This is a genomic window from Nostoc sp. GT001, assembly GCF_030382115.1.
Classification (GTDB): Bacteria; Cyanobacteriota; Cyanobacteriia; order Cyanobacteriales; family Nostocaceae; genus Nostoc.
The window spans coordinates 6,700,652-6,723,040 of sequence record NZ_JAUDRJ010000003.1 but is presented as its reverse complement, the minus strand read 5'-3'; the positions used below and the strand labels follow the sequence as shown (position 1 = coordinate 6,723,040).

Annotated in this window: 14 protein-coding genes; 10 read left to right on the top strand and 4 right to left on the bottom strand. The window is 39.9% G+C overall.

Annotated features, from left to right (window positions below; genetic code table 11):
• Nucleotides 1–158 precede the first annotated feature (158 nt).
• The 6 genes from QUD05_RS31305 (at nt 159) to QUD05_RS31285 (ending at nt 6,187) form a co-directional block, all read left to right on the top strand.
• Entirely contained in the window at nt 159–674 is a 516-nt protein-coding gene (locus QUD05_RS31305) for a phage tail protein (RefSeq protein ID WP_289799447.1), read from the top strand.
• Between the two features lie 87 nt (nt 675–761).
• Nucleotides 762–1,109 (top strand): hypothetical protein, encoded by a 348-nt coding sequence (locus tag QUD05_RS31300; RefSeq protein WP_251959044.1) that lies wholly within the window; start codon nt 762–764, stop codon nt 1,107–1,109.
• Between the two features lie 231 nt (nt 1,110–1,340).
• A complete protein-coding gene (locus tag QUD05_RS31295; protein ID WP_094347971.1) occupies nt 1,341–1,724 on the top strand; it encodes a hypothetical protein in 384 nt (127 codons plus the stop codon).
• Complete coding sequence (locus QUD05_RS34220) at nt 1,667–1,870, top strand: DUF6760 family protein (protein ID WP_313931140.1); 204 nt, start codon at nt 1,667–1,669, stop codon at nt 1,868–1,870. Before QUD05_RS31295 ends, QUD05_RS34220 begins: the two co-directional genes overlap by 58 nt.
• Entirely contained in the window at nt 1,867–3,813 is a 1,947-nt protein-coding gene (locus tag QUD05_RS31290) for an FHA domain-containing protein (protein WP_289799446.1), read from the top strand. The genes QUD05_RS34220 and QUD05_RS31290 overlap by 4 nt, the downstream gene beginning before the upstream one ends.
• Before the next feature lie 193 nt (nt 3,814–4,006).
• The gene (locus QUD05_RS31285; RefSeq protein WP_289799445.1) at nt 4,007–6,187 is read left to right on the top strand and encodes a CHASE2 domain-containing serine/threonine-protein kinase; all 2,181 of its coding nucleotides are present in this window, start codon (nt 4,007–4,009) and stop codon (nt 6,185–6,187) included.
• Between the two features lie 150 nt (nt 6,188–6,337).
• Here QUD05_RS31285 and psbA read toward each other — a convergent pair whose 3' ends face one another.
• Entirely contained in the window at nt 6,338–7,420 is a 1,083-nt protein-coding gene (gene psbA, locus QUD05_RS31280; RefSeq protein ID WP_289796474.1) for a photosystem II q(b) protein, read from the bottom strand.
• 426 nt (nt 7,421–7,846) lie between these two features.
• On the opposite strand from psbA, the gene QUD05_RS31275 reads away from it, so the two are divergent.
• A complete protein-coding gene (locus tag QUD05_RS31275; RefSeq protein WP_289794346.1) occupies nt 7,847–9,187 on the top strand; it encodes a transposase in 1,341 nt (446 codons plus the stop codon).
• A gap of 284 nt (nt 9,188–9,471) precedes the next feature.
• On the opposite strand, the gene QUD05_RS31270 is transcribed toward QUD05_RS31275, so the two are convergent.
• Nucleotides 9,472–9,924 carry an Hsp20/alpha crystallin family protein gene (locus tag QUD05_RS31270; protein ID WP_289799444.1) on the bottom strand — a complete coding sequence of 151 codons (453 nt, stop codon included), beginning with the start codon at nt 9,922–9,924 and terminating at the stop codon, nt 9,472–9,474.
• A gap of 499 nt (nt 9,925–10,423) precedes the next feature.
• On the opposite strand from QUD05_RS31270, the gene QUD05_RS31265 reads away from it, so the two are divergent.
• Nucleotides 10,424–10,735, top strand: coding sequence for a hypothetical protein (locus QUD05_RS31265; protein ID WP_289799443.1), 312 nt, complete (start codon nt 10,424–10,426; stop codon nt 10,733–10,735).
• Nucleotides 10,736–11,339: 604 nt separating this feature from the next.
• Nucleotides 11,340–11,999, top strand: a complete 660-nt coding sequence (locus QUD05_RS31260) for a hypothetical protein (protein ID WP_289799442.1) — start codon at nt 11,340–11,342, stop codon at nt 11,997–11,999.
• Between the two features lie 194 nt (nt 12,000–12,193).
• Here the strand turns inward: QUD05_RS31260 and QUD05_RS31255 are convergent, their stop codons facing one another.
• Nucleotides 12,194–17,863, bottom strand: a complete 5,670-nt coding sequence (locus tag QUD05_RS31255) for an alpha-2-macroglobulin family protein (RefSeq protein WP_289799441.1) — start codon at nt 17,861–17,863, stop codon at nt 12,194–12,196.
• A gap of 495 nt (nt 17,864–18,358) precedes the next feature.
• Here QUD05_RS31255 and pbpC point away from each other — a divergent pair, with 495 nt between their 5' ends.
• Nucleotides 18,359–20,719: a penicillin-binding protein 1C gene (gene pbpC / locus QUD05_RS31250; protein ID WP_289799440.1), complete on the top strand. Its 2,361-nt coding sequence runs from the start codon at nt 18,359–18,361 to the stop codon at nt 20,717–20,719.
• A gap of 36 nt (nt 20,720–20,755) precedes the next feature.
• On the opposite strand, the gene QUD05_RS31245 is transcribed toward pbpC, so the two are convergent.
• Nucleotides 20,756–22,360 (bottom strand): sensor histidine kinase, encoded by a 1,605-nt coding sequence (locus QUD05_RS31245; RefSeq protein WP_289799439.1) that lies wholly within the window; start codon nt 22,358–22,360, stop codon nt 20,756–20,758.
• Nucleotides 22,361–22,389: the final 29 nt, after the last annotated feature.

Genomic DNA, 22,389 nt, shown 5'->3' with positions numbered 1-22,389 from the left:
CCTGCGGCATAGCTTTGCTTAGAACGTAGCAGTAGCGAGTCGCAAGCTTCATTACGAATTACGAATTACGAACTTGTATTGAGCGTCTTGCCCTGAGCGTATCGCTAAAGCGAAAGCTCCGCTAACGCGCAGCGTCTCCGTTAGGAGAAGCCGTTGGCGTGGTCACTGAGCCTGTCCTGAGCGTAGCCGAAGGGCGTAGTCGAAGTGCAGCCTCTCGTAGAGAAGGGAGCCGAAATATTACGAATTATTTAACAGTGGTACAATCCGCAAGCCGAATTCCAGAAGTTCTGACAGCCCATCGGTTCTATTTAGAACTGACGTTAGAAGGTCAAAACGATGCCAATTGTTTCTTTTTGGAGTGTCAAGGCTTCAAAAGAACCCAAGAGGTTATTGAAATTACTGAAGTTACTTCTCAAACCTGGGGTACAAAAGGGCAATCAAAAGGTCAGGTGGTGAGAACTAAGCTTCCTAGCAATCCCAAGAGTGGTAATCTCATTCTGCGTAGAGGTACCACCAATTCTATGGATTTTTGGAAGTGGTTTGAAAAAGTCCAGCAGGGTAATTGGTCACAGCAACGTAGACTTGTTGCTTTGTCTATTTATAATCAGGCAAATCAAGAAGTGGCTAGATTTGAATTAGCCGAGTGCATGGCCTGCAAGTTACAAGATTGCTGATGTCAACGCCCGCAGCCATGACATCGAAATTGAGGAGGTGGAGGTTGCTTTTGAGGAATTTAAACGCGTGAAATAATTAGGAGAATTATGTTTCCCACAGAGTTTGAATTTACATTGCCAAAGGGGTATCTAGACTCTGAAGGCAACCTCCACCGCAAAGGTGTAATGCGGTTATCAACAGCGATAGACGAGATTGCACCCTTGCGTGACCCACGCGTTAAAGCGAATCCCGTTTATGCCACAATTATTATCTTGTCACGAGTGATTACCCACTTGGGTGCTTTATCAGAAGTTACTCCGGCAATCGTGGAAAACTTTTTTTCCCAAGATTTAAATTACCTCCAAGATTTTTACCGTCGAATCAATGGCTTGGAAGGCGAAACTTCCATACCGGAAGATACAGTAAATTCTCCCGAAGCACTTCTTCATAATTGAATTGGGGAGTGCTGAGTCCTGAGTGCTGAGTCCTGAATGCTGAGTGCTGAGGTTAAAGTTCCGAGTTCAAAGGCTCAACTTCCGAGTTCAAAGGCTCAACGTTCAATCAAAAAGGCTCAACTTCCGAGTTTTAAGCTTGAAACAATAATATTTCTTCCTAACTCCTAACTCCTAACTCCTAACTCTTAACTCCTAACTCCTAACTCAGCACTCAGCACTCCCCAATAACCTATGCGCCGTAAAAAGGATACTCTCTGCACAGAATTTGCTTTCACTCTTCCTAGAGGATTGAGTGATGGCGAACAACGAGTACATCGTCATGGGGTGATGCGTTTAGCCACCGCCAAAGATGAAATTTTGGTGCAACAAGAACGCAAAGTTCAAGAAAATCCGGCTTACGGTGTCTTGGTAATGCTTGCAAGGGTTATCACTCGCTTGGGCAGTTTCAATTCTGTTAGTCCTGATTTACTTGAAGGACTTCTCCTACATGACATTGCCTATCTCCGAGAATTTTACAATCGAATCAATCAGCAAGGCAATGTACACATTCCGACACAATGTCCCCACTGCAATACTCAATTTTCAGTGGAGCTAGAACTAGCGGGGGAGTCGTAAGCTACCCCTCTGATACTTTATATGAGGAGGTAGCTTTTATTGCTTATCATTTCCACTGGTCACAAGATGATATTTTAAATTTAGAACACACTACCCGTCAGCGCTGGGTGGCAGAAATCAATAAAATTAACCAAAAATTAATATGAAAGTTAAAGTTAGCTACTCACCAAATTTAAGTGAAGTCAATGAAGTTGACCTTACCACAGAAACTCCAACAAGAGGAGAATGGATAATAGGTCGTTCTCCTGATTCTGATTTACTCTTAGACAGCCCTGATATCAGTCGGGTACATGCTAAGTTTTTTGTTAAAAATGGAAATTACTACTTTTCTGACCTTGGCAGTAGAAATGGCTCAATAGTTAATGGGAAACAGGCTGAAAAAGATCGACCATATTCTTTGAGTGATGGAGATATTATTCGGATTGCAGATTATGTTTTGATTTTGGAAGCAGTTGCTCCCGTTTATGAGCAACCAGAGACAGTCTTTAGAATTATAGATCCTTCACTGTTTTCTCGGCCGCGATCGCCTGAAAATATCAGCACTCCCAATGTCGTTAATCCAGGGCCTATTAGCCAAGAAATAGAAACACCTTCCCCAGAAATTAGCGAAATCTCCGAAGTTGTTTCTACTCCAAGTGATGATGTCATCCCAGTTGTGGAGATAATCGCCCCTGAAAACATCATTCAGCCAGCAGAAGCAGTTAGCGAAGTTCCCCATGATGTGCGTAATGAAATTGTGGATTTGCGGACATTAGTTGCAGCAGATAGTGAAGAAGTAGAAATTCCAGAAGTCAGCGAAGCCTCAGAAGTTTCTTTGCCTGAGCCTGATGACGCCATCGCTGCACCTGAAAACATCATTGAAACTCCCGAAAATGAAAGTGTCCTTCCAGAAGCTAACCACGATGAGGCTGTAGACTTTAAAGCAGCACGGGTGACAGAATCGACTTTCGTACAACAGCGTGATATAAGTGCTAGTCCAGAAACTAATTACGACGAGAATGCAGAGTTAGAGGCAGCACTAGAAGCAGAAGTTACCTTCGTACAACCACGTGATATTTTCAACGAAGTTCCTGTACAAAGTGCTATTCCAGAAACTACCTACGATGAGAATGCAGAGTTGGAGGCAGCACTAGCAGCAGAAGTTACCTCCGTACAGCCACGCGATATTTTCCACCAAATATCTGAGTCAGAAAGTGACATTCCCGAAACTACTCACGATGAAGTAGTGAATTTGGATATGCCAGTTGCAGAAGAAGTCAGTGAAGTTGTTGAAAACGCAGAAATTCAGCCGCCAGAAGCATTGAGCCAAGCAACACGGGATATAGATGAGGCGATAGATTGGGATGCGTCAGTTACAGCAGCAGATAGTGTAGATGTTGACGAAGTAGAACCTACTTCTGCGGTGGATGAAACAATAAACGAAGTTTCTGAAGCATCAACTGCACCTGATGATGCCGTTGCGGAAGTTTTAAGCAATCAATACATTGATTTGAGTAATGCAAGTACTGAAGAAGTTAGTCTATACGTTGATGGCGTTGCTGCACAAATAAGTGAAATTTCTGACTCAGCTGATATTCCATCTTTGGAAACAACAGAAAGTGGAGCTACTGAGAGCATCAGTCAAACTATTGAAGAATTACCTGAAGTAGAAGAAGCTCGTTTTGATGAAACTCCAGAAGAAACAAATGTTAGTGAGTCTCCTCAAGCAATCATTGAAAGAAATATAGTACTGATTGCTCATGAAAGCAAGAAATCAGAACTTGTTGAATTGGTTTCTGAGCATCAAGAATTTTTCTCGCAGAGTTTTACTATTACTTGGCCATCTGTTAGTGAAATTTTACATCAACAGGCAGGGATAACGATTAGTCAACAAACCCCCGCACCAACTTCTGGAGGATATCAAACAATTGCTTCATTGGTTGGAGCCGGAGAAATTGTAGCAGTTATTTTCTTGCGAGATTTGCTGCAACCTCAGCCAGGTCAAGCAAATGAAGAAGCACTGTTAAGATTATGCACTATTAATCAAGTTTTATTGGCTACTAACTTGTCAACAGCAGAGGCGATTGTGCATTATCTGAAACAGATATAACAATTCTAAATGAGTTATGAACAAAAATATCCCCGATTTCTTCAAGAAGTCGGGGATTTGAGCATTTTGGTGTTTAAAAGTAAAATATGATTACTATATTTTTTGAAAAGTTGCAAATTGCGTAGAATAATTTCAATATTAAAAATTAATCTCAAAATATACGTATATTTTAAAGTAAAACCTATTTAAAAAAATGGTTGTAACTTTTAAAAGTTTATTTAGACAGCCAGTTATTCTTTCAAGTGCGATCGCTACAATTTTACTAGTAGGAATTCAAAAACTAGGGGTTTTCGAGCCTCTAGAAATGAAGGTCTACGACCAAATGATGCAATTACGTGCCGACCCAGGCCCAGACACTCGTTTGTTGATTGTTGCGTTAAGTGAAAAAGATATCCAAAAATGGAATTGGCCCCTGTCTAGTGAACTTCTAGACCGACTATTAGGAAAACTTGAAGAATATCAACCGCGAGTCATTGGTTTAGATATTTTTCGTGACTTACCAGTGCCGCCTGGTCATGACAAGCTACTGCAACGCCTCCAACAGAGTGATATCATCATTCCTATTTGCAAACATTCGGGTTCTAACAATCCGGGAATAGCACCCCCAAAGGGCGTTGAAGCAGAGCGAGTGGGATTTAATGATGTCGTAGAAGATACTGACGCTACAATTCGCCGCAACCTCTTATTAGTAAGTGCAGAAGAATCCGATTCTTGTCAAAGTACTTATTCTTTTAGCTTACAACTAGCACTCAAATATTTAGAAGTTGGAGGCATCCAACTAGAATTTACCCCCAAAAAAGAACTACAACTACGTAATACTGTATTTAAACCCCTACAAAGTAACGCTGGCGGCTATGAAAAAGCAGATACCAATGGCTACCAAATCCTGTTTAATTACCGTTCTGGTCATCAGATTGCCCAGCAGGTAACTATTACAGAAGTACTTGCAAATCAAATTAAACCAGATTTAGTTAAAGACCGCATCGTTTTGATTGGTTCAACAGCTAATAGTTTAAATGATATTTTTAATACGCCTTTTGCTAGCGGGAAGTCAGATAATTCTGGCAAAATGGCCGGAATTGAAATTCATGCCCACAGCGTTAGTCAAATTCTCAGCGCTGTTCTGAACAAACAACCTCTACTTTGGTTTTTGCCTGAGTGGGGTGAAGTCCTTTGGATATGGGGATGGACTATAGTTGGTGGGTTGCTGGTATGGTGGATTCAACATCCGCTAGGCTTAGGATTGGCAGCAGCAACAGCCCTTGCAGTGTTATTTGGAGCCAATTTTGTCATTTTTACCCAAGCTGGATGGTTTCCAGTCATACCTCCGGCGTTGGGGTTAGTATTTACCGTCGGCAGTGTCCTTGCCTATAGTGCTTATCAAACCAAGCAAGAGCAAAAAGAAATTACCCAACGGGTTCAAGAACACCAACAATTAATTCTAGAATTGCAAGGTCTTTTACGGCAGCGTGGCAACGCCTCAAATGAAGCGCCAACGGTAATTGTTGATTCCATTGGGCAAGAAATTGCAGTAGGAACGCTACTAAACAACCGCTACAAAATTACTCAACCCTTGGGTTCTGGAGGATTTAGCAATACTTATTTGGCTGACGATATCCAGCGTCCTGGTAATCCGCAGTGTGTGGTTAAACAGTTGCGACCTCCTCGCCAAGATGCAGAATATTTAAATGTTGTCAGACGCCTATTCGACGCGGAAGCAGAAATTTTAGAAACTTTGGGTAAGCACCCACAAATTCCCCAACTGCTAGCTTTCTTTGAAGAAAATCGGCAATTTTCCCTAGTGCAAGAATTTGTTCGAGGACACGCTATGGATAAAGAGCTAACTGCTGGGAAGCGACTAAAACAAGCTGAAGTTTTGGAGATGCTCAAAGAAGTTTTAAACGTCCTTGTTTTTGTTCACAGCTATGGTGTAATCCATCGAGATATCAAACCTAGTAACTTAATTAGGCGAGAATCAGATGGGCACATTGTTTTAATTGACTTTGGCGCTGTTAAGCAGATTCAACCCCAGCAGCAAGAAGCTCAAACTATTTCAATTGGCACTCCTAGTTATGCACCTTCGGAACAAATGAGTGGGTTGCCAAAACTCAACAGCGATATTTATGCGTTGGGAATTATGGGAATACAAGGTTTAACAGGGGTAGAACCCAGAGAGTTTCGTAGAGACACAAATACTGGTGAAATAATTATCCAAAGTGTAGCTGATGCTAATCAACAAATTTGGCAACATTGGCGCGAATTCACTGAGGCTACAGACGAGTTAGTGATGATTTTAAATAAAATGGTACATTTCGACTTCACTCAACGATATCAGTCAGCCGCAGAGGTGCTTAAAAATCTCGAAAATGTTTAGTAAAAAGGTTGTATTCATTCTGAACATCGATTACTAATAAGGCTCGTTTCATATTGATTATTCTCCCTAAGTGCTAGTGTTAAAATGGACACTAAAAAGCGCTCTCCGTAAAAGGAGAGCGCTTTTTGATGATTTAGCGAAACTTCAGAATTAACCGTTGATAGCAGGAGCAGTAAGAGCAACAGGAGCAGAATCGCCAGCAGCCAAATCGAGAGGGAAGTTGTGAGCATTGCGCTCGTGCATTACTTCCATACCCAGGTTAGCCCGGTTGATTACATCCGCCCAAGTTGCAATCACACGACCTTCAGAGTCAATGATTGATTGGTTGAAGTTGAAACCGTTCAAGTTGAACGCCATTGTGCTTACACCCAAGGCGGTGAACCAGATGCCGATTACAGGCCATGCTGCGAGGAAGAAGTGCAGTGAACGGCTGTTGTTGAAGGAAGCGTATTGGAAGATTAACCGACCGAAGTAGCCGTGGGCTGCAACGATGTTGTAGGTTTCTTCTTCTTGACCGAATTTGTAACCGTAGTTTTGTGACTCGGTTTCGGTGGTTTCACGAACTAAGGAGGAAGTTACGAGTGAACCGTGCATTGCTGAGAACAAACTTCCGCCGAACACACCTGCTACACCTAGTTGGTGGAAGGGGTGCATCAAGATGTTGTGTTCTGCTTGGAACACGATCATGAAGTTGAAGGTTCCTGAGATACCTAAAGGCATACCATCAGAGAATGAACCTTGTCCGATGGGGTATACCAAGAATACTGCACTTGCTGCTGCTACTGGTGCTGAATATGCAATCGCAATCCAAGGACGCATTCCTAACCGGTAGGATAGTTCCCATTCACGTCCCATGTAGCAGAATACGCCTATCAGGAAGTGGAAGATTACCAATTGGTAAGGACCACCGTTGTATAACCACTCATCTAAGGATGCTGCTTCCCAAATTGGGTAGAAGTGTAAACCGATAGCGTTGGAGGAAGGTACTACTGCACCGGAAATTATGTTGTTTCCGTATATCAAGGAACCTGCTACTGGTTCGCGGATTCCATCGATGTCAACGGGAGGAGCGGCGATGAAGGCGATTACGAAGCAAGCTGTTGCGGCTAGCAAGGTTGGAATCATTACTACGCCGAACCAACCGATGTAGATCCGGTTGTTGGTGCTGGTGATCCATTCACAGAATCGATCCCATACGTTAGCGCTTGAGCGCTGTTGTAAGGTTGTTGTCATTGTTTTATGATTGCGGTTAGTTATTTATGAATCAGGCGGTAAGGTCTTTGCCTGTGAAACTACTTTACACTGCTTTACATTTTTTAATCAAGTTCTATTACTACAGTAAACCTGATACTAGTTATCAGGTTTGCTTATTTAAAAGCAAATTTTTTTAAGATGGGTAGATATAGTCCAACCCAGTCATGGCGCTTTGCAATGGTGTACTCACCTACGGGAGGCAATGTCTTCTCTAGGAGACGCTACGCGTAGCTTGCTTCTGCATAGAGGTACAATGAGCTACGCCTACGCACCCTTGGGTTCTGTTGCTCACTCATACTATGGTATACATCAATACCTTAGCCAAAATAAGAGGATGAGGAGAGAGGGCCGATGTAGTAGAGTTATTGTCTCTCACAACGACAACTCAAAAACTACAATCAGCCCATGTCCGATATCTTATCACTGCTACAATGCTTGCTACCGCAGATAAACGCTACGACGATGCGGCAATTGAACCAGATAATCCTGGCTATGTTAGCGATGAGCGGACGAGTCACGATGTTGGGAATTTCCCGTTGGGCAGGCATTGGTGGTAGTTATCGGACGATGTTGCGGTTTTTTCATACAGTAATACCTTGGGCTACATTGTTTTGGCTATTTTTCCGCAAGCATTTGTTCCGTGCGAATGAGGTATATTTGCTTGCAGGAGATGAAGTTGTAGTCAGTAAATCGGGTAAAAAGACTTATGGATTAGATAGATTCTTTTCTAGCCTAGCCAATAAACCGATATCAGGATTATCTTTCTTTGTATTATCATTAGTGAGTGTTGAACAGAGGCACTCGTTTCCGATTCAGATAGAACAGGTAATAAAGAAAGATACTCAAACAAAAAGTACCTCGACAATCGAAAAACCAAACAAAAAAGAAAAGCGTGGGCGTGGACGACCAAAAGGAAGTAAAAACAAAAATAAAAAGGAAGTGATATTAACATCTGAATTAATACTAATTCAGAAAATGATTGGTTCACTATTCAAGTTATTAGCTAACTCTATTTCCCTCACCTACTTGGTAGTAGATGGTCATTTTGGTAACAACAATGCTTTGCAGATGGCACGTCTTGTCAACTTGCAGATAATTTCCAAATTGCGCCATGATTCAGCATTATACTTCCCTTATGAAAATCCTGACTCCAGTAAGCGCTCTCGTCGTAAATACGGTGATAAGCTAGACTATCGTAATATACCTGACAAATACTTATGTAAAAGTGCTATTGAGGATGATATTCAAACTGATATTTATCAAGCCACTCTTATTCACAAAGAATTTGCCCAAGCTCTCAATGTAGTGATTTTGGTCAAAACCAATCTTAAAACTAATGCTTGCAGCCATGTAATTATTTTTTCTAGCGACCTAACTCTGTCATTTGAAAAAATTATCGACTATTACAAACTCCGTTTCCAAATCGAGTTTAATTTTAGGGATGCCAAGCAGTTTTGGGGATTGGAAGATTTTATGAACCTGAGCCAAACTGCCGTGACTAATGCTTCTAATTTAGCATTTTTTATGGTCAATTTATCCCACCATCTTCTCGCTGATTTCCAGCAACTCAATCCCGGTTCTGGCATTATTGACCTTAAGGCTTACCATCGTGGTTTTCGATATGTTCGTGAAATGTTAAAAATGCTTCCCGAAATCCCTGAGCCTATTTTATTAACCCAGATTTTTGCCAAGCTTACTTCTTTAGGACGTATTCATCCCGTTTCCACTGGCGTTGAACCCTCGTAAATTGGCAGAGGTATTGATACATAAGTAGAATTAATTTATAAATCTTAAAAATAAAGGCGATCGCTCTCCAGTTCTTTTAGATAATTAATGTACACAAAACTTACATACCTGTTGCGGATAGTATTTACAAAAAAAGCCTGGTCACTTGCATGACCAAGCTCTTAACTATTTCAATCAATCATTGCAGGTAAAGTAGTGCGTAGGCGTAGCCCGCACTTCGGCTCATTTCGGCTACGCTCAATGACCAACGCTCAGTGACCGTCGTAGACATCGCAAGCAAATCATTAGTTAGCAGATGGTTCCAAATTCACCTTGACAACTTTGTTCTTTTCTAGCTCAGTTTTAGGCAGTGTTAGATTCAAGATACCATCTTTATAATCTGCCGTAACGTCAGTATTTTTAATCCGAGCAGATAGAGGAATTACGCGTTGAAATTTACCGTAATGGAACTCACTTCTGGTAACACCTTTTTCCTCTGTTTTCGTTTCAGACTTCCGCTCACCACTAACGTAAACAGCATTTTCTGTTACTTGTACATCCAGGTCTTTAGCTTCTATTCCTGGCAGTTCTATCTTTAGATGAATCGCATCTTCAGTTTCTTGAATTTCAGCAGCAGGAACTTTGCTTAACCCTTTGTCAAACAATACAGATGGTAGTCTGGTATCTTCAAATAAACTATTGATTTGGTGTTGTAGAGTGTCAATTTCTCTCCAAGGATTCCAACGAACTAGTGTCATAGCTCTTCCTCGCATTAGTTAGTATTGTTTAATAAGTTTTGCACTTAACCTTGTGCTTACATCTTCTATATTATGCAGAGTTAAAGCTGCTGTAAATTCGGTTGTTAACACCAATTAATTGATGATTGCCGTACTAAACTAGATAAAAAAATGTTACGGGTTACTCTAATTTGTCTGTTCGGTAAACCCGAATAGACAAATTAGATTAACTAAATCAATAAACCTGCTGTTGAAGGGATAGCGCAGAAATATGATGCCTCAGTTGGTCTATGTCTACAACTGAGTAACAACGCTGCATAAATTTTTAGATAACCTCAGTTAAATATATATCTGTTCAAGTTGAATGAAACCTAGGATGCGCTCAATTAAATCACCCGAATGGGTGAGGAGCAAATCAACCGTTCAGGTGAACTGGGTGCAGGAAGTTAAGACAGATAAAAAATAAGACTCTATTACTCAAGAACACTAATTGCACTTTCCTATAACTAAGGATAATCCTATGAAACTCTCTATCTTGATTGATTCTGTACTCATTGTTACTTCTATTGCTTTATTGCCTGGAATCGGTGGCGTTCAAATAGCTACTAGCAATAGTGGCGAACCTATAGCTATCAATTCTAACAATTCATCTAACGTCAGCTATCTCAAACCCTCTCAATACCAAACAGGAAACCTGACTGCATTAAATGTGGTTAAGACTGCTGTCAACCCTAAAAAGTTACCAGCACAAGCTTTGAATGATAAAGGTTATCTAAACGCTGTCGAGTCGCATCTGACATCATACACTACCACTAATGATTTATCTTACTAAGTACAGACTTGCGGAGGTTCGTAATGGATTTATAAAATGCTGTACTATCATCTGGTTGCTTTGACAAGAAAATTCATAATTAAACAAGAAAAGCTGCTGTCTCCCCCTAATCACCATCTCATTTGCAAAAATTACTTTCACCCCTCCAACACCTTGGAGGGGTTTTTAGTTGGTGCTACGGTTGCTACTTGCTCTAGCGTCGTCCCATGCACAGTAGCACTGGAATGCTTTCTGCTCCCACAGCGGCGTGATATCATGTCCGCTTGATTGCTTATTAAACCCGAAGAACCCCACCCCGCCAAAGCTGTGCTTTGTCTCCTCTCCCCGCAGGCGGGGAGGGGGTTGGGGGTGGGGTTATTTTATTATGGGTAATTTGGCGGACATGATATGACTCATCACAACTTTTAGAAAAAAGGGACAGGTCATAAATTATTTACTGTTCTATCAAATTAACGTTGTTAAGTTACTCAGCAGGTGTAGTTTTCACCTCCAGGCTGTGTTATGTATTGTGACGCGAAACAGGAGTATAGATACGTTGCTAAAGCTTTCTCCCGAATCTCCTCTATTTATTGTATTAATCATTATTAGTTTTCTAGTAGTAACTTTGTCAACTTGGTTATCATCTAAACCATTTGTTTTAAAACCATTTGGAGTTAATGAGATTGTCCAACTACTCACATTACAATTATTTATCTCTTTATTGCTAGAGCGTTCTTTAGAAGTTTTTATAACTACTTGGCGTGGCCCATTCGTTGAACAATTAGATATTAGTATTCAGCAAGAAAAGGCTCTCATTTCTGAGAAAATAAAACTTATGGAAGGACAACAGCAACAGTTTCCTTCTTTGGAATCAAATCAAATTAGTGGACTCCCACCAGAAGGAATGAGTTTAGAACAGCAAATAATCCAAAATTTTACGCAAAATCAACAAAACTCATTAAAAATTTTCAGGCCACAAATGGATGATATAAATGAAAAAGAGCGCCAAAGAGCAGCTTATAAATCTGATACACGAACAATTGCTCTATGGACATCTCTTTTATTCGGTCTTTTAATGAGTGCAATAGGTGTTCGCTCAATTGAGCCACTTGTAGTTATTGATTTAGATAATCCCATACAAGTAATTATTTTCCGTTGTTTAGATGCACTGCTGACAGGAGGTTTAATTGCAGGAGGTAGCGAGGGAATTCATAAGCTCATAAAAGTTTTTATCGACTTTATGGAAGCTACATCTAAACAAATCAAAAATCAGGGATCGTCTTGATGAAACTTTGAATGCAGGATGATATTATCAATATTTTGATAATTATAGTAATATCTATTCTACATATAGGTAACATCTTCCCATAAATAATCTTTAATTTCTACAAAACTTTTATTGAACATATACAGATTTTGATTGTTATTATTTGTTGGCTGAGGTGAAAAGGCGATCGCATTGGTTATAGAACCGAGTTGTCATGACTTATCCTCAATCACCAATGTAGACTCAGCAGTACGCCCAAATTCTTCTGGCGCATATTGCAAGTGAACTTCTCCACCAGGCCAAGAAAATGTACCAGGAGTAACAGAACGGACTAAGTAATGGAGGCTATAAACTCCTGGTTCCAGGTGGTCGGCGTAGGCGATAATGCGATCGCGGTACACATTCTTAAACCCAAGTTCCCAGCTATCAGCTTTTGCTTGTAATGCAGCGGTAGCGGTTTGAAAACTCGCATCCACCGCCTCAAAACCTGATGGTAAAGGATCTTTAATCACCAAATGATCCACAGAACGATCGGCGATGATTTCTAAACCAATATCAAACACCTGTCCAGAGGCTAAAGTCAAGGGTTTATCGAAAGCATAAAGACCTGTTTTTTGCAAAACTTTCTCTTTATTTACTTGACTAATTTCTCGTGTTATGCGTAGTCCGTTAAATCTGCCTGGTTGATTTCCTTGCAAGCGATAATTGTAAGCAACCAGATAGTGCAAAGTGCCATTACCTGATTTTTGCAGGGTTAAATCATTACGCCCACGAGGTAATTTATTCATGGGCATATTTAGCTGTAAGCTGGGATTTTGATAGCCATTAAAGCGATTTTCTCCTAACTTATTACCAGCTAATTCCACTGTGGCAACAAAATTAGGTGGTGTGGGTTGCAGTTGACTATAATCTACCAAAGCTGTTAAGGCTTGGGCATTATTATAGTTGGTTTGCCATGTACCATCGCGTCGCAATGCTAGAAGACTTTGTAATAACTTATCTATAACTTCGGGTTTACTTTGTTTGGCAATAAATAATCGTAAAGCTTGCGCTTGCGTCGTAGTAGATGAACTCATCCATCCCCAACTGCTGGGTAAACTCACAACTGCTGTGCGGCCAGTTTCATAGATATTCTGTTGCAGCTTATTCACTAATTGCTGAGATTCATCTTGCCATTCTGGGAATTGAGATAAGTATCGCGCTAGTTTAATTTGAGTTGCTACATCAAAGCTATTGCGCTGTTCATAAATATCTGCAAGGAAAGTATTGCGTTTGTCTCCTAATTCTGCTAAGGAGATTAAAGCATTAAGTTGCAGTTGCCTTTTACAGAGTAGTTGTTTACAAAAGTCGTATTCTCCGGGGTTTGCCAGAACTTTTTGTAAATAAGCTTTCAGGCGAGATACCATTGCAGAATCGACTAAATTAGGGAACACCTGACTAGCTTTGGCCAAAGATTCACCCGTATAGGAAGAAACCCAAGGGTCGGATTTTTCTTGTCCAGGGAAAGCAGCAAAACCACCATCAGCTATTTGGAGTTTTTGTAATTTTTCAATTGCTTGACTCGCTTGTTGGCTAGGATTAAATTCTGCAAAGTTCTGACCGTATTTTTGGGTAATAGTTTGCAAATTAGCAGCAATTATTAACTGACTCGCCGCCGGTTCTGTGAATGGTAAATCATCATCTTCTAAAACTTGTTTTGCTGGTGCTTTAATTTCTGGAATCAAAGTACTCGCCAACTGAATATCTAAACCTCCCGCATCAGGGAAGGTATTTTTATCAACATTCAGGGGAATCTTCACCTGTTTTTCAGTGACACCAGATTCAACGACTTGTTCTGTAATTTCAATTGGCTTAATTTCCAAAGGTACTTCAAAAGCATCTGCGGCTGTACTATTTAGCTGAGTCGTAAAGCGAACTTTACCAACTCCCACACTATCCGCCAGCATGGGAAAACGATAAGCGTGAGTTGCGGATTCAGCTTTGATTTGTAAAGAAGTAGCTGTGGGGTTTTTCTCAGCAAACTTCACCGTACCGCTAAGTTCGCCATTAATTGAGAGATTTCCTGTATTCCCGGTGTTATTAGTTACAGATAAACCAGCAAGGATGCGATCGCCAGGACGGGCAAACTGTGGCAAGATGGCATTAGTTAGCAGTGGCTTGGTGCTGATAAACGTCGCATCGCCATTACCAAAACGCAGATTTCCATCGGTGGCGACAGCCATAACTCGCCATGTAGTTAAGTCATCCGGGAGTTTAAAAGTTATCTGTGCATTCCCATTTGCATCGGTGAGGACAGAACCGTTGTAGTAAGCTAAGGCTTGAAAATCGGTGCGAGTGCGAGTATTGGCTGCACCAGTTGAGAAACCACCGCCATAACCCCAACCTTTCGGTTTAGCTACATCTTGTGCTTGTAATATGACATCTGGGCGATTATCGCTAAAGCGCGTAGAAATTGGCTGTTCTGCATAAACTGTATCTACCAAATCTGGCGGACGATAACCAGAAAGTTGTAACACCGCCTCGTTTACCACCATGACAGTAAACTGTCCTTTGGTGGGGTTTCCTTGATTGTCCTTCAATTCTAGTTGTACCGTTTCCTCTGCACCAGGTTCTAATGATGCTTGCACTGGTTTAACTTGCAGTTTTAAATACTTATCTTCTAAATTCACTTTAAAAGGTGTAAAACCAATCTTCACCAAGTTATCTAAACTTCCCGCTTCCACTTGGTTGATGGGTTTACCTTGTCTTACTAAGACAGCTTCAATGGCTGCATTTGGCAACATTTCTGGTGTAACTTGAAACTGAATTTGTGGTGCGCCTCCCTGAACTTTGATAATCTGCTGATAAAGGGGTTTATCTTTAATCACAGCAAAGTATAATTCTGCATCTGGATATGGAGATTGAATTAGTGCAGTAGCCGTGTCACCAGGTTTAAACTCTTTTTTATCTAATTTAACTTCTAAGACATCATCTTCCTTAGAACCCCAAAATACCGGATTTTCTCCAGTTGCCCAAATTTGTAAATCTGTGGAACTTAATTCGCCTTTGGCATCGCTAAAATTAACTCTAATCCGATATGAAGCGGATTCCGGTGCTGTTAAACTTACCGATTGTGGATTACTTGCAGATGTAATTTCTGCTTGTCCTACTGTTTTATATTCAACTTGATTTTTTGGAGTTCGGCTACCTTCCACTAACTGCGTGACACTGCTATATTTAATCTGTTGTAATTCCAGACGCACCCGTTGACCAGTGATTGGTTTTCCTGTAGGGTCAGTAACAATCACTTCAATCGGGAAAGGCTTATTAGCATCAGCGATGAAATTACTTTTTAACCCGATGAGACGATTACTGGGTAAGGCTGTAAATGTTTTGGAATTCGCTACCGACAGATTAGAAACATCTGCAACTTGCACATCCACCTGGTAAGTCATCGGATATGGTAAATCATTAGCCACATTTACAGTTTGACTACTTTTACCATTAGCATCTAGTTGGGCATTAATTTGCAATACATCAGTAGATATAGTAGGGGTTTCCTCCGGCCATAACCATTGCCTACCAAAAGTAAATCCCTCCCAACCTTTAGGAACAAAATCAGTCTGCTGGCGAGTGATAAAATATTTTACTTCTCCACCTTCTACAGGTGCGCCAAACAAATAATTGCTTGTAGCATTAATATTAACTTTCTCGTCAATGAGAGCAAATTCTTTATCTAAGTTGAGTTCGACTTTAAAATTGGGTGGTTTAAACTCAGCTACCCGAAATTCTCCAGAAATTTCTTGTCCATTTTTACCTTTAGCCTGGATTGTATAGTAGCCTAAGCGCTGAGTAGTTTTGATTGGCAGTTCCAGAGAAAAACTGCCAAATTCATTTGTGGTTTGCGTACCTAAGCTGGTTTTTTGCCCATCGGGATTTACCAAAGTTAATTGGTAGGCAGCATTTTTGTCTTGCTGAATCGCACCATTTTGTAAATAGTCTGCAAAACCAGTTAACCAAGCCTTTTCGCCTGGTTGATATAACTGTCTATCCGAGAAAATTATCCCGCGCGATTGTGGCTTTTTATCTTGCCAACCCGCATCAATACCGTAGCCATAAACACCGCTATATTCTTCAGTTCTAGCAAATGCCCAATCTTGATTTTCACGGGCAATTACTAATAACTGTGGTGATTTGCTAGAACTTTCATTCCCAGCATAACATTGCTGTAATCCTTCACGAGCAATTCTAAAAATTCCATTGTCATCAGTTTTACCTGTTGCACAAGGTAAAGGTTCGGGGCGAGATTTTGCTTGTAATTTTGATTGATAAATTTCAACGGCAGCCGCTTTAACTGGTGAACCATCTGTAAGATGATTGATGCGAATTAATCCTGACTCAGGAAACCACTGAGTAAATACGCCCAAATTTGTCAATTCAACTAAGCCATAAGTCGTAGGTTCGCGCCACAGTTCCTTCCCATTCTCCTGATATTTATTCGTGCGGGCTTGAACTCCATAAGCTAACATCCCTGTAGCAGCACTAATTTTTTCTCGCAAAGGAACGGCAATATCAACTGATTGATTTTTCTTACCCGATACCTTAAAGCTTTGCCATTCAGAAGGTTGTGGTAATAACTCACTACTATTATTAAAATAAACTAAATCTGTCGGTTGAACTACTCGATAAGCGGCTTTATATTTAGATTCTGGCAGATTTCCCGTACTAATATTTAGCTGTAAATCTTTACTTGTAGGGAAAATATTCAAATCTGATGGTACCCAGATATCTCCAGCTAAATCTCCAGTGTCATATTTAAGTGTGACGGGTTTACCCAAAGTCTGCCCAAACTTATCTTTGAGATTTTCGCCGATAGTAATTGTATAAGTCTTGGCGGGTTCTAGCGCATAAGGATTGATGCCGACAATTTTATCTTCATCATTAACTTGCAGAATTCTCGAAATTTCTTTTGGTGCGGGATTGATGGTAATGTTTTCTTTAGCTGAATCTGCTAATAAAACGTTATTAAATTCTAGCTGGGGACTGCCTTTAACAAATCTTCCAAATGTTCCGCCTGAATCTGGCTGCCCGTAAAAGTTAATTTTCTGAAATGCTAAAGGCGAATAAGTTGCTAACTTAGTGGCAAATTCTTTCTCTGTAGGTAGATTGCCATAAGCAGGACGTATGCCTGGAGAAAATACTAGCCGATAACTAGTTGCTTTTTCTAGATTTTGCTGTGGATTGAGGTTATAAATCCAATTGCGTGCTGAAGGATCAAATTTTTCTAAAGGGTCTTCTTCATTTTTTAATGGTTTTTCTTCTTTGTTTAATTCAACTTTAAAACCTGTACCTTTACTTTTACCTTCGGGAATTAGCTGTAAATGTTCTTGTACAGAAGTTAAATCCAATTCAACATTTGAAGTAAACTGTAACTTCTGTTGTAAATCAATTGGTTCGATATCAGCCTTCTCTATGGGATTGACACCGGGTAAATTAGTCAGTTTGATAGATTCAGTGTTGAAAGTCCAAGGCAAATCTTTGTCTAGGCGATGATTTTTTAAATCGGCTAAACCTGCTTTGAGAGTGACTTGAAATCTTGTCGCTATTGGCAAAGCTTTCTCAGCTTGAAAACCTACCATGCGCGGTGTTAAAAAGCGAAATTGACCGGGTAAAGGCGGCCAAAGGGCAAATTTTTGTAATATTTTTTGCTGTTCTGGACTATCAAGATTTTCAACTGGGATTAAAGCTTCTTTAAAACGGATGCGGATTTGGTTGAGGGGTTTTGCATCTGCAATGGGACTAATTTGTTCAATCCAGTCTGGTAATTTTGGTGGTGTGAGTGAGGAAACTGCTGGGAGTTGTTCTTTACTTGAGTTGATACCAAAAAAATTACACCCTGCCATCCCTAATATAAATGTAAAGAGAAGGAGAAAGTGTATTGTTCTCTTCCGGCTTGAAGAACGCCTAATTTTTTTTAAAGAACTGCCAATAACCCTAAAAAGGCGATAGGTTATTTTATGCTGGAAACGCAGTAAAACTCTGATAATCATTTTTCTAGTAATTAAAAATAAAAAATTCATGCACTATAGCAAATCAGAACTTGCATTACCTGATGGAGTCGGAAATGCCAACATTAATAAAGGATGCAAGATAACTAGTTATTTTTACACAAGCTGCGGAGGTAACGTATGTTTATTTACATAAATAACTAATCTAGTGTTATTGTTCCAAAAATAACTACAATTCTTAACTATAAAGAAGTATTTAAATTTCGCAAACATTAATTTACATCTGCTCAGTTAGTAAAAATTAATTATTAAGGATTTGAAATATTTACTGATGTAGATGTAATCGCTGCGTCAAGATTAAGGTAGGTTTTCTTGGGCAGGGATTCCCTGATGAAACTCATTTTACGATCGCTACTCAAACTTAAGCGCACTAGTAAAATTATCCTAGCTGTGCTGTTAATCTGTCTGGTGGTACGCTTACTCCCTTATTTTGCGCCCATTCGGGCCGCAGATATTGCCCAAAATCAGTTGGCAATGCAATTTAGCGATCGCAATGGTTTACCATTAGGAACATTGCTCACCCGTGACCAAGAACATACATCAGTAGTACCCCTAAATCAGGTTTCGCCCCAGTTTATTCATGCTATTTTAGCCGCCGAAGATGGCAGTTTTTATCATCATGGGGCCTTGGATATGAAAGCTGTTATCCGCGCTAGCAAAGAAGCCATTCACGCGAAACGTATTGTTTCCGGTGCTTCCACAATTACTATGCAGTTGGCGCGGATGTTACAACCCGTCCCGCGTACTCTGTCAGGTAAAATGCAAGAGATTTGGCTATCTTGGCGGTTAGTAGCAGGGATGAATAAAGATGAAATTCTCTCTGCATATATCAATCGCCTGCCAATGGGCGGGAATATATATGGTGTGGAAGCAGCCGCGCAGACTTATTTTTCCATCCCTGCTAGTGAATTGAATCTTGCTCAAGCTAGTTTGTTGGCTGCTATTCCCAATAATCCCACATATTTCAATCCTTACGAACATTGGGAACGGCTGAAGCAGCGACAAAAATACGTCCTTAATCGGATGATACAGGAAAAGTATATTAGTGGAGCGATTGCTACCCGAACACACACCGAAAAAGTTGTGTTTCAATCTCGCCAGCGGGGAATTATCGCTGCACCACACTTTTTATTTTGGTTAGCCAATCAGTTTGATAAGACGCAAACAGAACAAAATTCCCCCATCCGCACGACTATAAATCGCCCTTTGCAGCAGTTTGTCGAAGCACAGGTACAGCAGATAATTTCTTCCCTAGCCGCTAACAATGTTCATGATGCAGCTGCGTTGGTGATTGATAACCAGACTGGTGAAGTTTTGGCTTATGTCGGTTCACCTGATTACTTTAATGAAGCCAAACTGGGACGCAATGATGGAGTGCAAGCGCTACGTCAACCAGGTTCTACCCTCAAGCCTTTTGTCTATGAACTAGCTTTAGAAAAAGGTTTAATTCGCCCAAACACCATTTTGGCAGATGTACCCGCCCATTATGCAATTCCCGGCGCGAAACTTTACAGCCCCACAGATTACACCGAAAGATTTCTTGGCCCGGTGCGGGTGCGAATCGCTTTAGCAAATTCTTTAAATGTACCTGCAATAAAGGTGTTAGAAAAAGTTGGTGTGGAAACTTTTTTAGAACGACTGCATCAACTGGGATTTGAACACCTCAATCAAACTCCAGAACATTATGGTTTAGGTTTGACTCTAGGTAGTGGCGAAGTCAGTCTTTGGGAATTAGCCCGTGCTTACCTGACCATAGCACGACAAGGAGAGGCGATTCCTTTAGTAAGCACATTTTCCAATTCCCCAATTCAAAATCGTTCGACTGAGCAAAGTCAAAGTCCCAAATCTCAAATCGTTCGACTGAACGTTCGCGTAGCGTCTCGGAGAGAAGTCGAAGTCCAAAATCCGACAATATGGCAATTAATCACCAATATACTCAGTGACAGCTATGCTCGTGCAACAGCATTTGGTGTAGACTCGGTGTTAAATTTACCCTTTCCTGTTGCTGTTAAAACTGGCACTTCTTCCAATTTTCGTGATACTTGGACTGTTGGCTTCACCACAGATTATACCGTCGCTACTTGGGTAGGCAATTTTAACGGTGAACCGATGCGACAGGTTTCAGGTGTGACGGGCGCAGCACCTTTATGGAATCGAATTATGTTACATCTGCACGAACATCAAGAACCAGCAGCTTTTCCATCTCCAAAAGGTTTAGTGCAATTACCTGTTTGTGCAATTTCTGGATTACGACCCACACCAGATTGTACCTCAGTGGTGCAAGAATATTTCTATCCTGAAGATAAAAGTAATTACGAACGTGACAATCAATTCAATTTACCACCAGAGTATGATGAATGGTTAGCAAAACAACAGCAGTCAAATTTTACTTCTGCCAGGTTGAGAATTTTATCTCCGCATCATGGCGATTTATTTTTAGTTTATCCTGGTGAAGAAGCACAGCAAAAACTCGAATTTAAGCTAGCGGGAAATAAATCTACACCAGTGGAGTGGTGGTTAAATGGCGAAAAGTTAGATACAAACTCAGCTAATTCTTTATTTTGGAATTTGCGTCCTGGTAAGTGGACTTTGGAAGCGAAAAGCGGGGAAATGAGTGACAAGATAACTTTTCAGGTGGAGTTAGCTAATGTTAAACCTACGCGTCGAGGATTTTCTATTAGTAATAATTAAAATAGCAAAAATGCCTCTCTATCAATGGGTAACTATTTAACGTGTCTGCTTGATAGGAATCTCAATGATAAACTCTGTACCCTTACCAGGTAGAGAAATACACTGAATTTTTCCTTGATGTTTTTCCACTATAATCTCGTAACTAATAGATAATCCTAAACCAGTACCTTTACCTATAGGTTTAGTAGTAAAGAAAGGGTCAAATAATCTAGCTTGATCTTTTTCAGTTATTCCTAAACCATTATCTTTTATACTAATAACTACAAACTCTTCATTTTTAACTTGAGTATGAATAATAATAGAATTAAGCTGTCTTTCAATATCTCTTTTTAAACACTCTACTTCCCGTTGATGTAAAGCATCAATAGCGTTACTGAGAATATTCATAAATACTTGATTTAATCCTCCTGCATAACATTCAACAAGAGGTAAATCACCATAATCTTTGATAATTGCAATTTCCTGCTGTTTATGATTTTCTTTGAAACGATACTGTAAAATTAATAGGGTGCTATTAATTCCTTCATGAATATCAACAAATTTCATTTCTGCTTCATCAAGGCGCGAGAAGTTACGCAAAGTTAGTACAATTTCACGAATACGTTCAGTACCAACTGCCATTGATGATAAGATTTTCGGCATATCATCAACAATAAACTCTAAATCTATCTCATTAATTAAAGTAGTTATTTCTGATTTCTCACTAGAATATTGTTGCTGATACAGTTTAATTAAAGTTAGTAATTGCTGACTATATTCTCTAATATGCATCAGATTACCATAAATAAAATTAACTGGATTATTGATTTCATGAGCAACACCAGCAACTAGCTGACCTAATGAAGACATTTTTTCAGTTTGAATAAGTTGTACTTGAGTGTGTTGCAATTCTTGCAGTGTATTTTGTAGCTGAACATTTTTATGTTTTAATTTTGCCGTTCTCTCCGCAACTTGCATTTCCAATCGAGAATTTGTTTCTTCTAAAGCGGCTTGAGCAATTTTTTTAGCTTTTAAGTATTGCTGTAATAAATGCAATACTAAAAGCCATGCCGGAATCAGCATTGCTAAACTTATAATAGACTCCGAAATTGCCCATAGGATGCTTTGATAATATTCATCAACTTTCTGCTGTAATTGAAGCGATATATTAGACTTTCTTTTCATCACCCCATCAGCATAAATTTGCTTCTGAGTTTCATATTCGCGGCTAAAAAGTAGTTGTTGTGCTGTCTCTTTTTGATTTTTCTTAACTAAATCAAAAGATTGATATTCCATTGCGACTAGGCGCTGATTAGCAGCATCAATTTTCTTTGTATCCTCATTTTTATATGCTTTAGGAGCTAGTTTAATCGATTCTTTAATAGCAATATCAAGCTTAGGTTCAAATTGGCGATATCGTTGTTCCCAAATAGTGTTTCCTGTAGCAGCATTCATGCGGGCTGACATGGTTAGTACTTCATCAAAATAAGTAATTCCATCACTTAATATTTGAAGTTTAAATTCATTTTTAGTAATACTATTGAAGTTATAATATGCTTGCAAGTTTAGCCAAATTTGAGGAATGAATAAGAGCAGAGTAAGCAGTACTGTGACGGTTATTAGTTGAGAGGAAGCAAATCTCAGTTTATAAGGTAGGTGCATTTTAATACTCTTTTTTTAGATATATTTTA

Excerpts from the sequence above, each read along its gene's own strand:
- QUD05_RS31285 (WP_289799445.1), top strand. The coding sequence starts at position 4,007 with ATGGTTGTAACTTTTAAAAGTTTATTTAGACAGCCAGTTATTCTTTCA.
- QUD05_RS31290 (WP_289799446.1), top strand. The coding sequence starts at position 1,867 with ATGAAAGTTAAAGTTAGCTACTCACCAAATTTAAGTGAAGTCAATGAA.
- QUD05_RS31265 (WP_289799443.1), top strand. The coding sequence starts at position 10,424 with ATGAAACTCTCTATCTTGATTGATTCTGTACTCATTGTTACTTCTATT.
- psbA (WP_289796474.1), bottom strand. The coding sequence starts at position 7,420 with ATGACAACAACCTTACAACAGCGCTCAAGCGCTAACGTATGGGATCGA.
- QUD05_RS31300 (WP_251959044.1), top strand. The coding sequence starts at position 762 with ATGTTTCCCACAGAGTTTGAATTTACATTGCCAAAGGGGTATCTAGAC.
- QUD05_RS34220 (WP_313931140.1), top strand. The coding sequence starts at position 1,667 with ATGTCCCCACTGCAATACTCAATTTTCAGTGGAGCTAGAACTAGCGGG.
- QUD05_RS31270 (WP_289799444.1), bottom strand. The coding sequence starts at position 9,924 with ATGACACTAGTTCGTTGGAATCCTTGGAGAGAAATTGACACTCTACAA.
- QUD05_RS31295 (WP_094347971.1), top strand. The coding sequence starts at position 1,341 with ATGCGCCGTAAAAAGGATACTCTCTGCACAGAATTTGCTTTCACTCTT.
- QUD05_RS31255 (WP_289799441.1), bottom strand. The coding sequence starts at position 17,863 with ATGGCAGGGTGTAATTTTTTTGGTATCAACTCAAGTAAAGAACAACTC.
- QUD05_RS31245 (WP_289799439.1), bottom strand. The coding sequence starts at position 22,360 with ATGCACCTACCTTATAAACTGAGATTTGCTTCCTCTCAACTAATAACC.
- pbpC (WP_289799440.1), top strand. The coding sequence starts at position 18,359 with ATGAAACTCATTTTACGATCGCTACTCAAACTTAAGCGCACTAGTAAA.
- QUD05_RS31275 (WP_289794346.1), top strand. The coding sequence starts at position 7,847 with ATGTCCGATATCTTATCACTGCTACAATGCTTGCTACCGCAGATAAAC.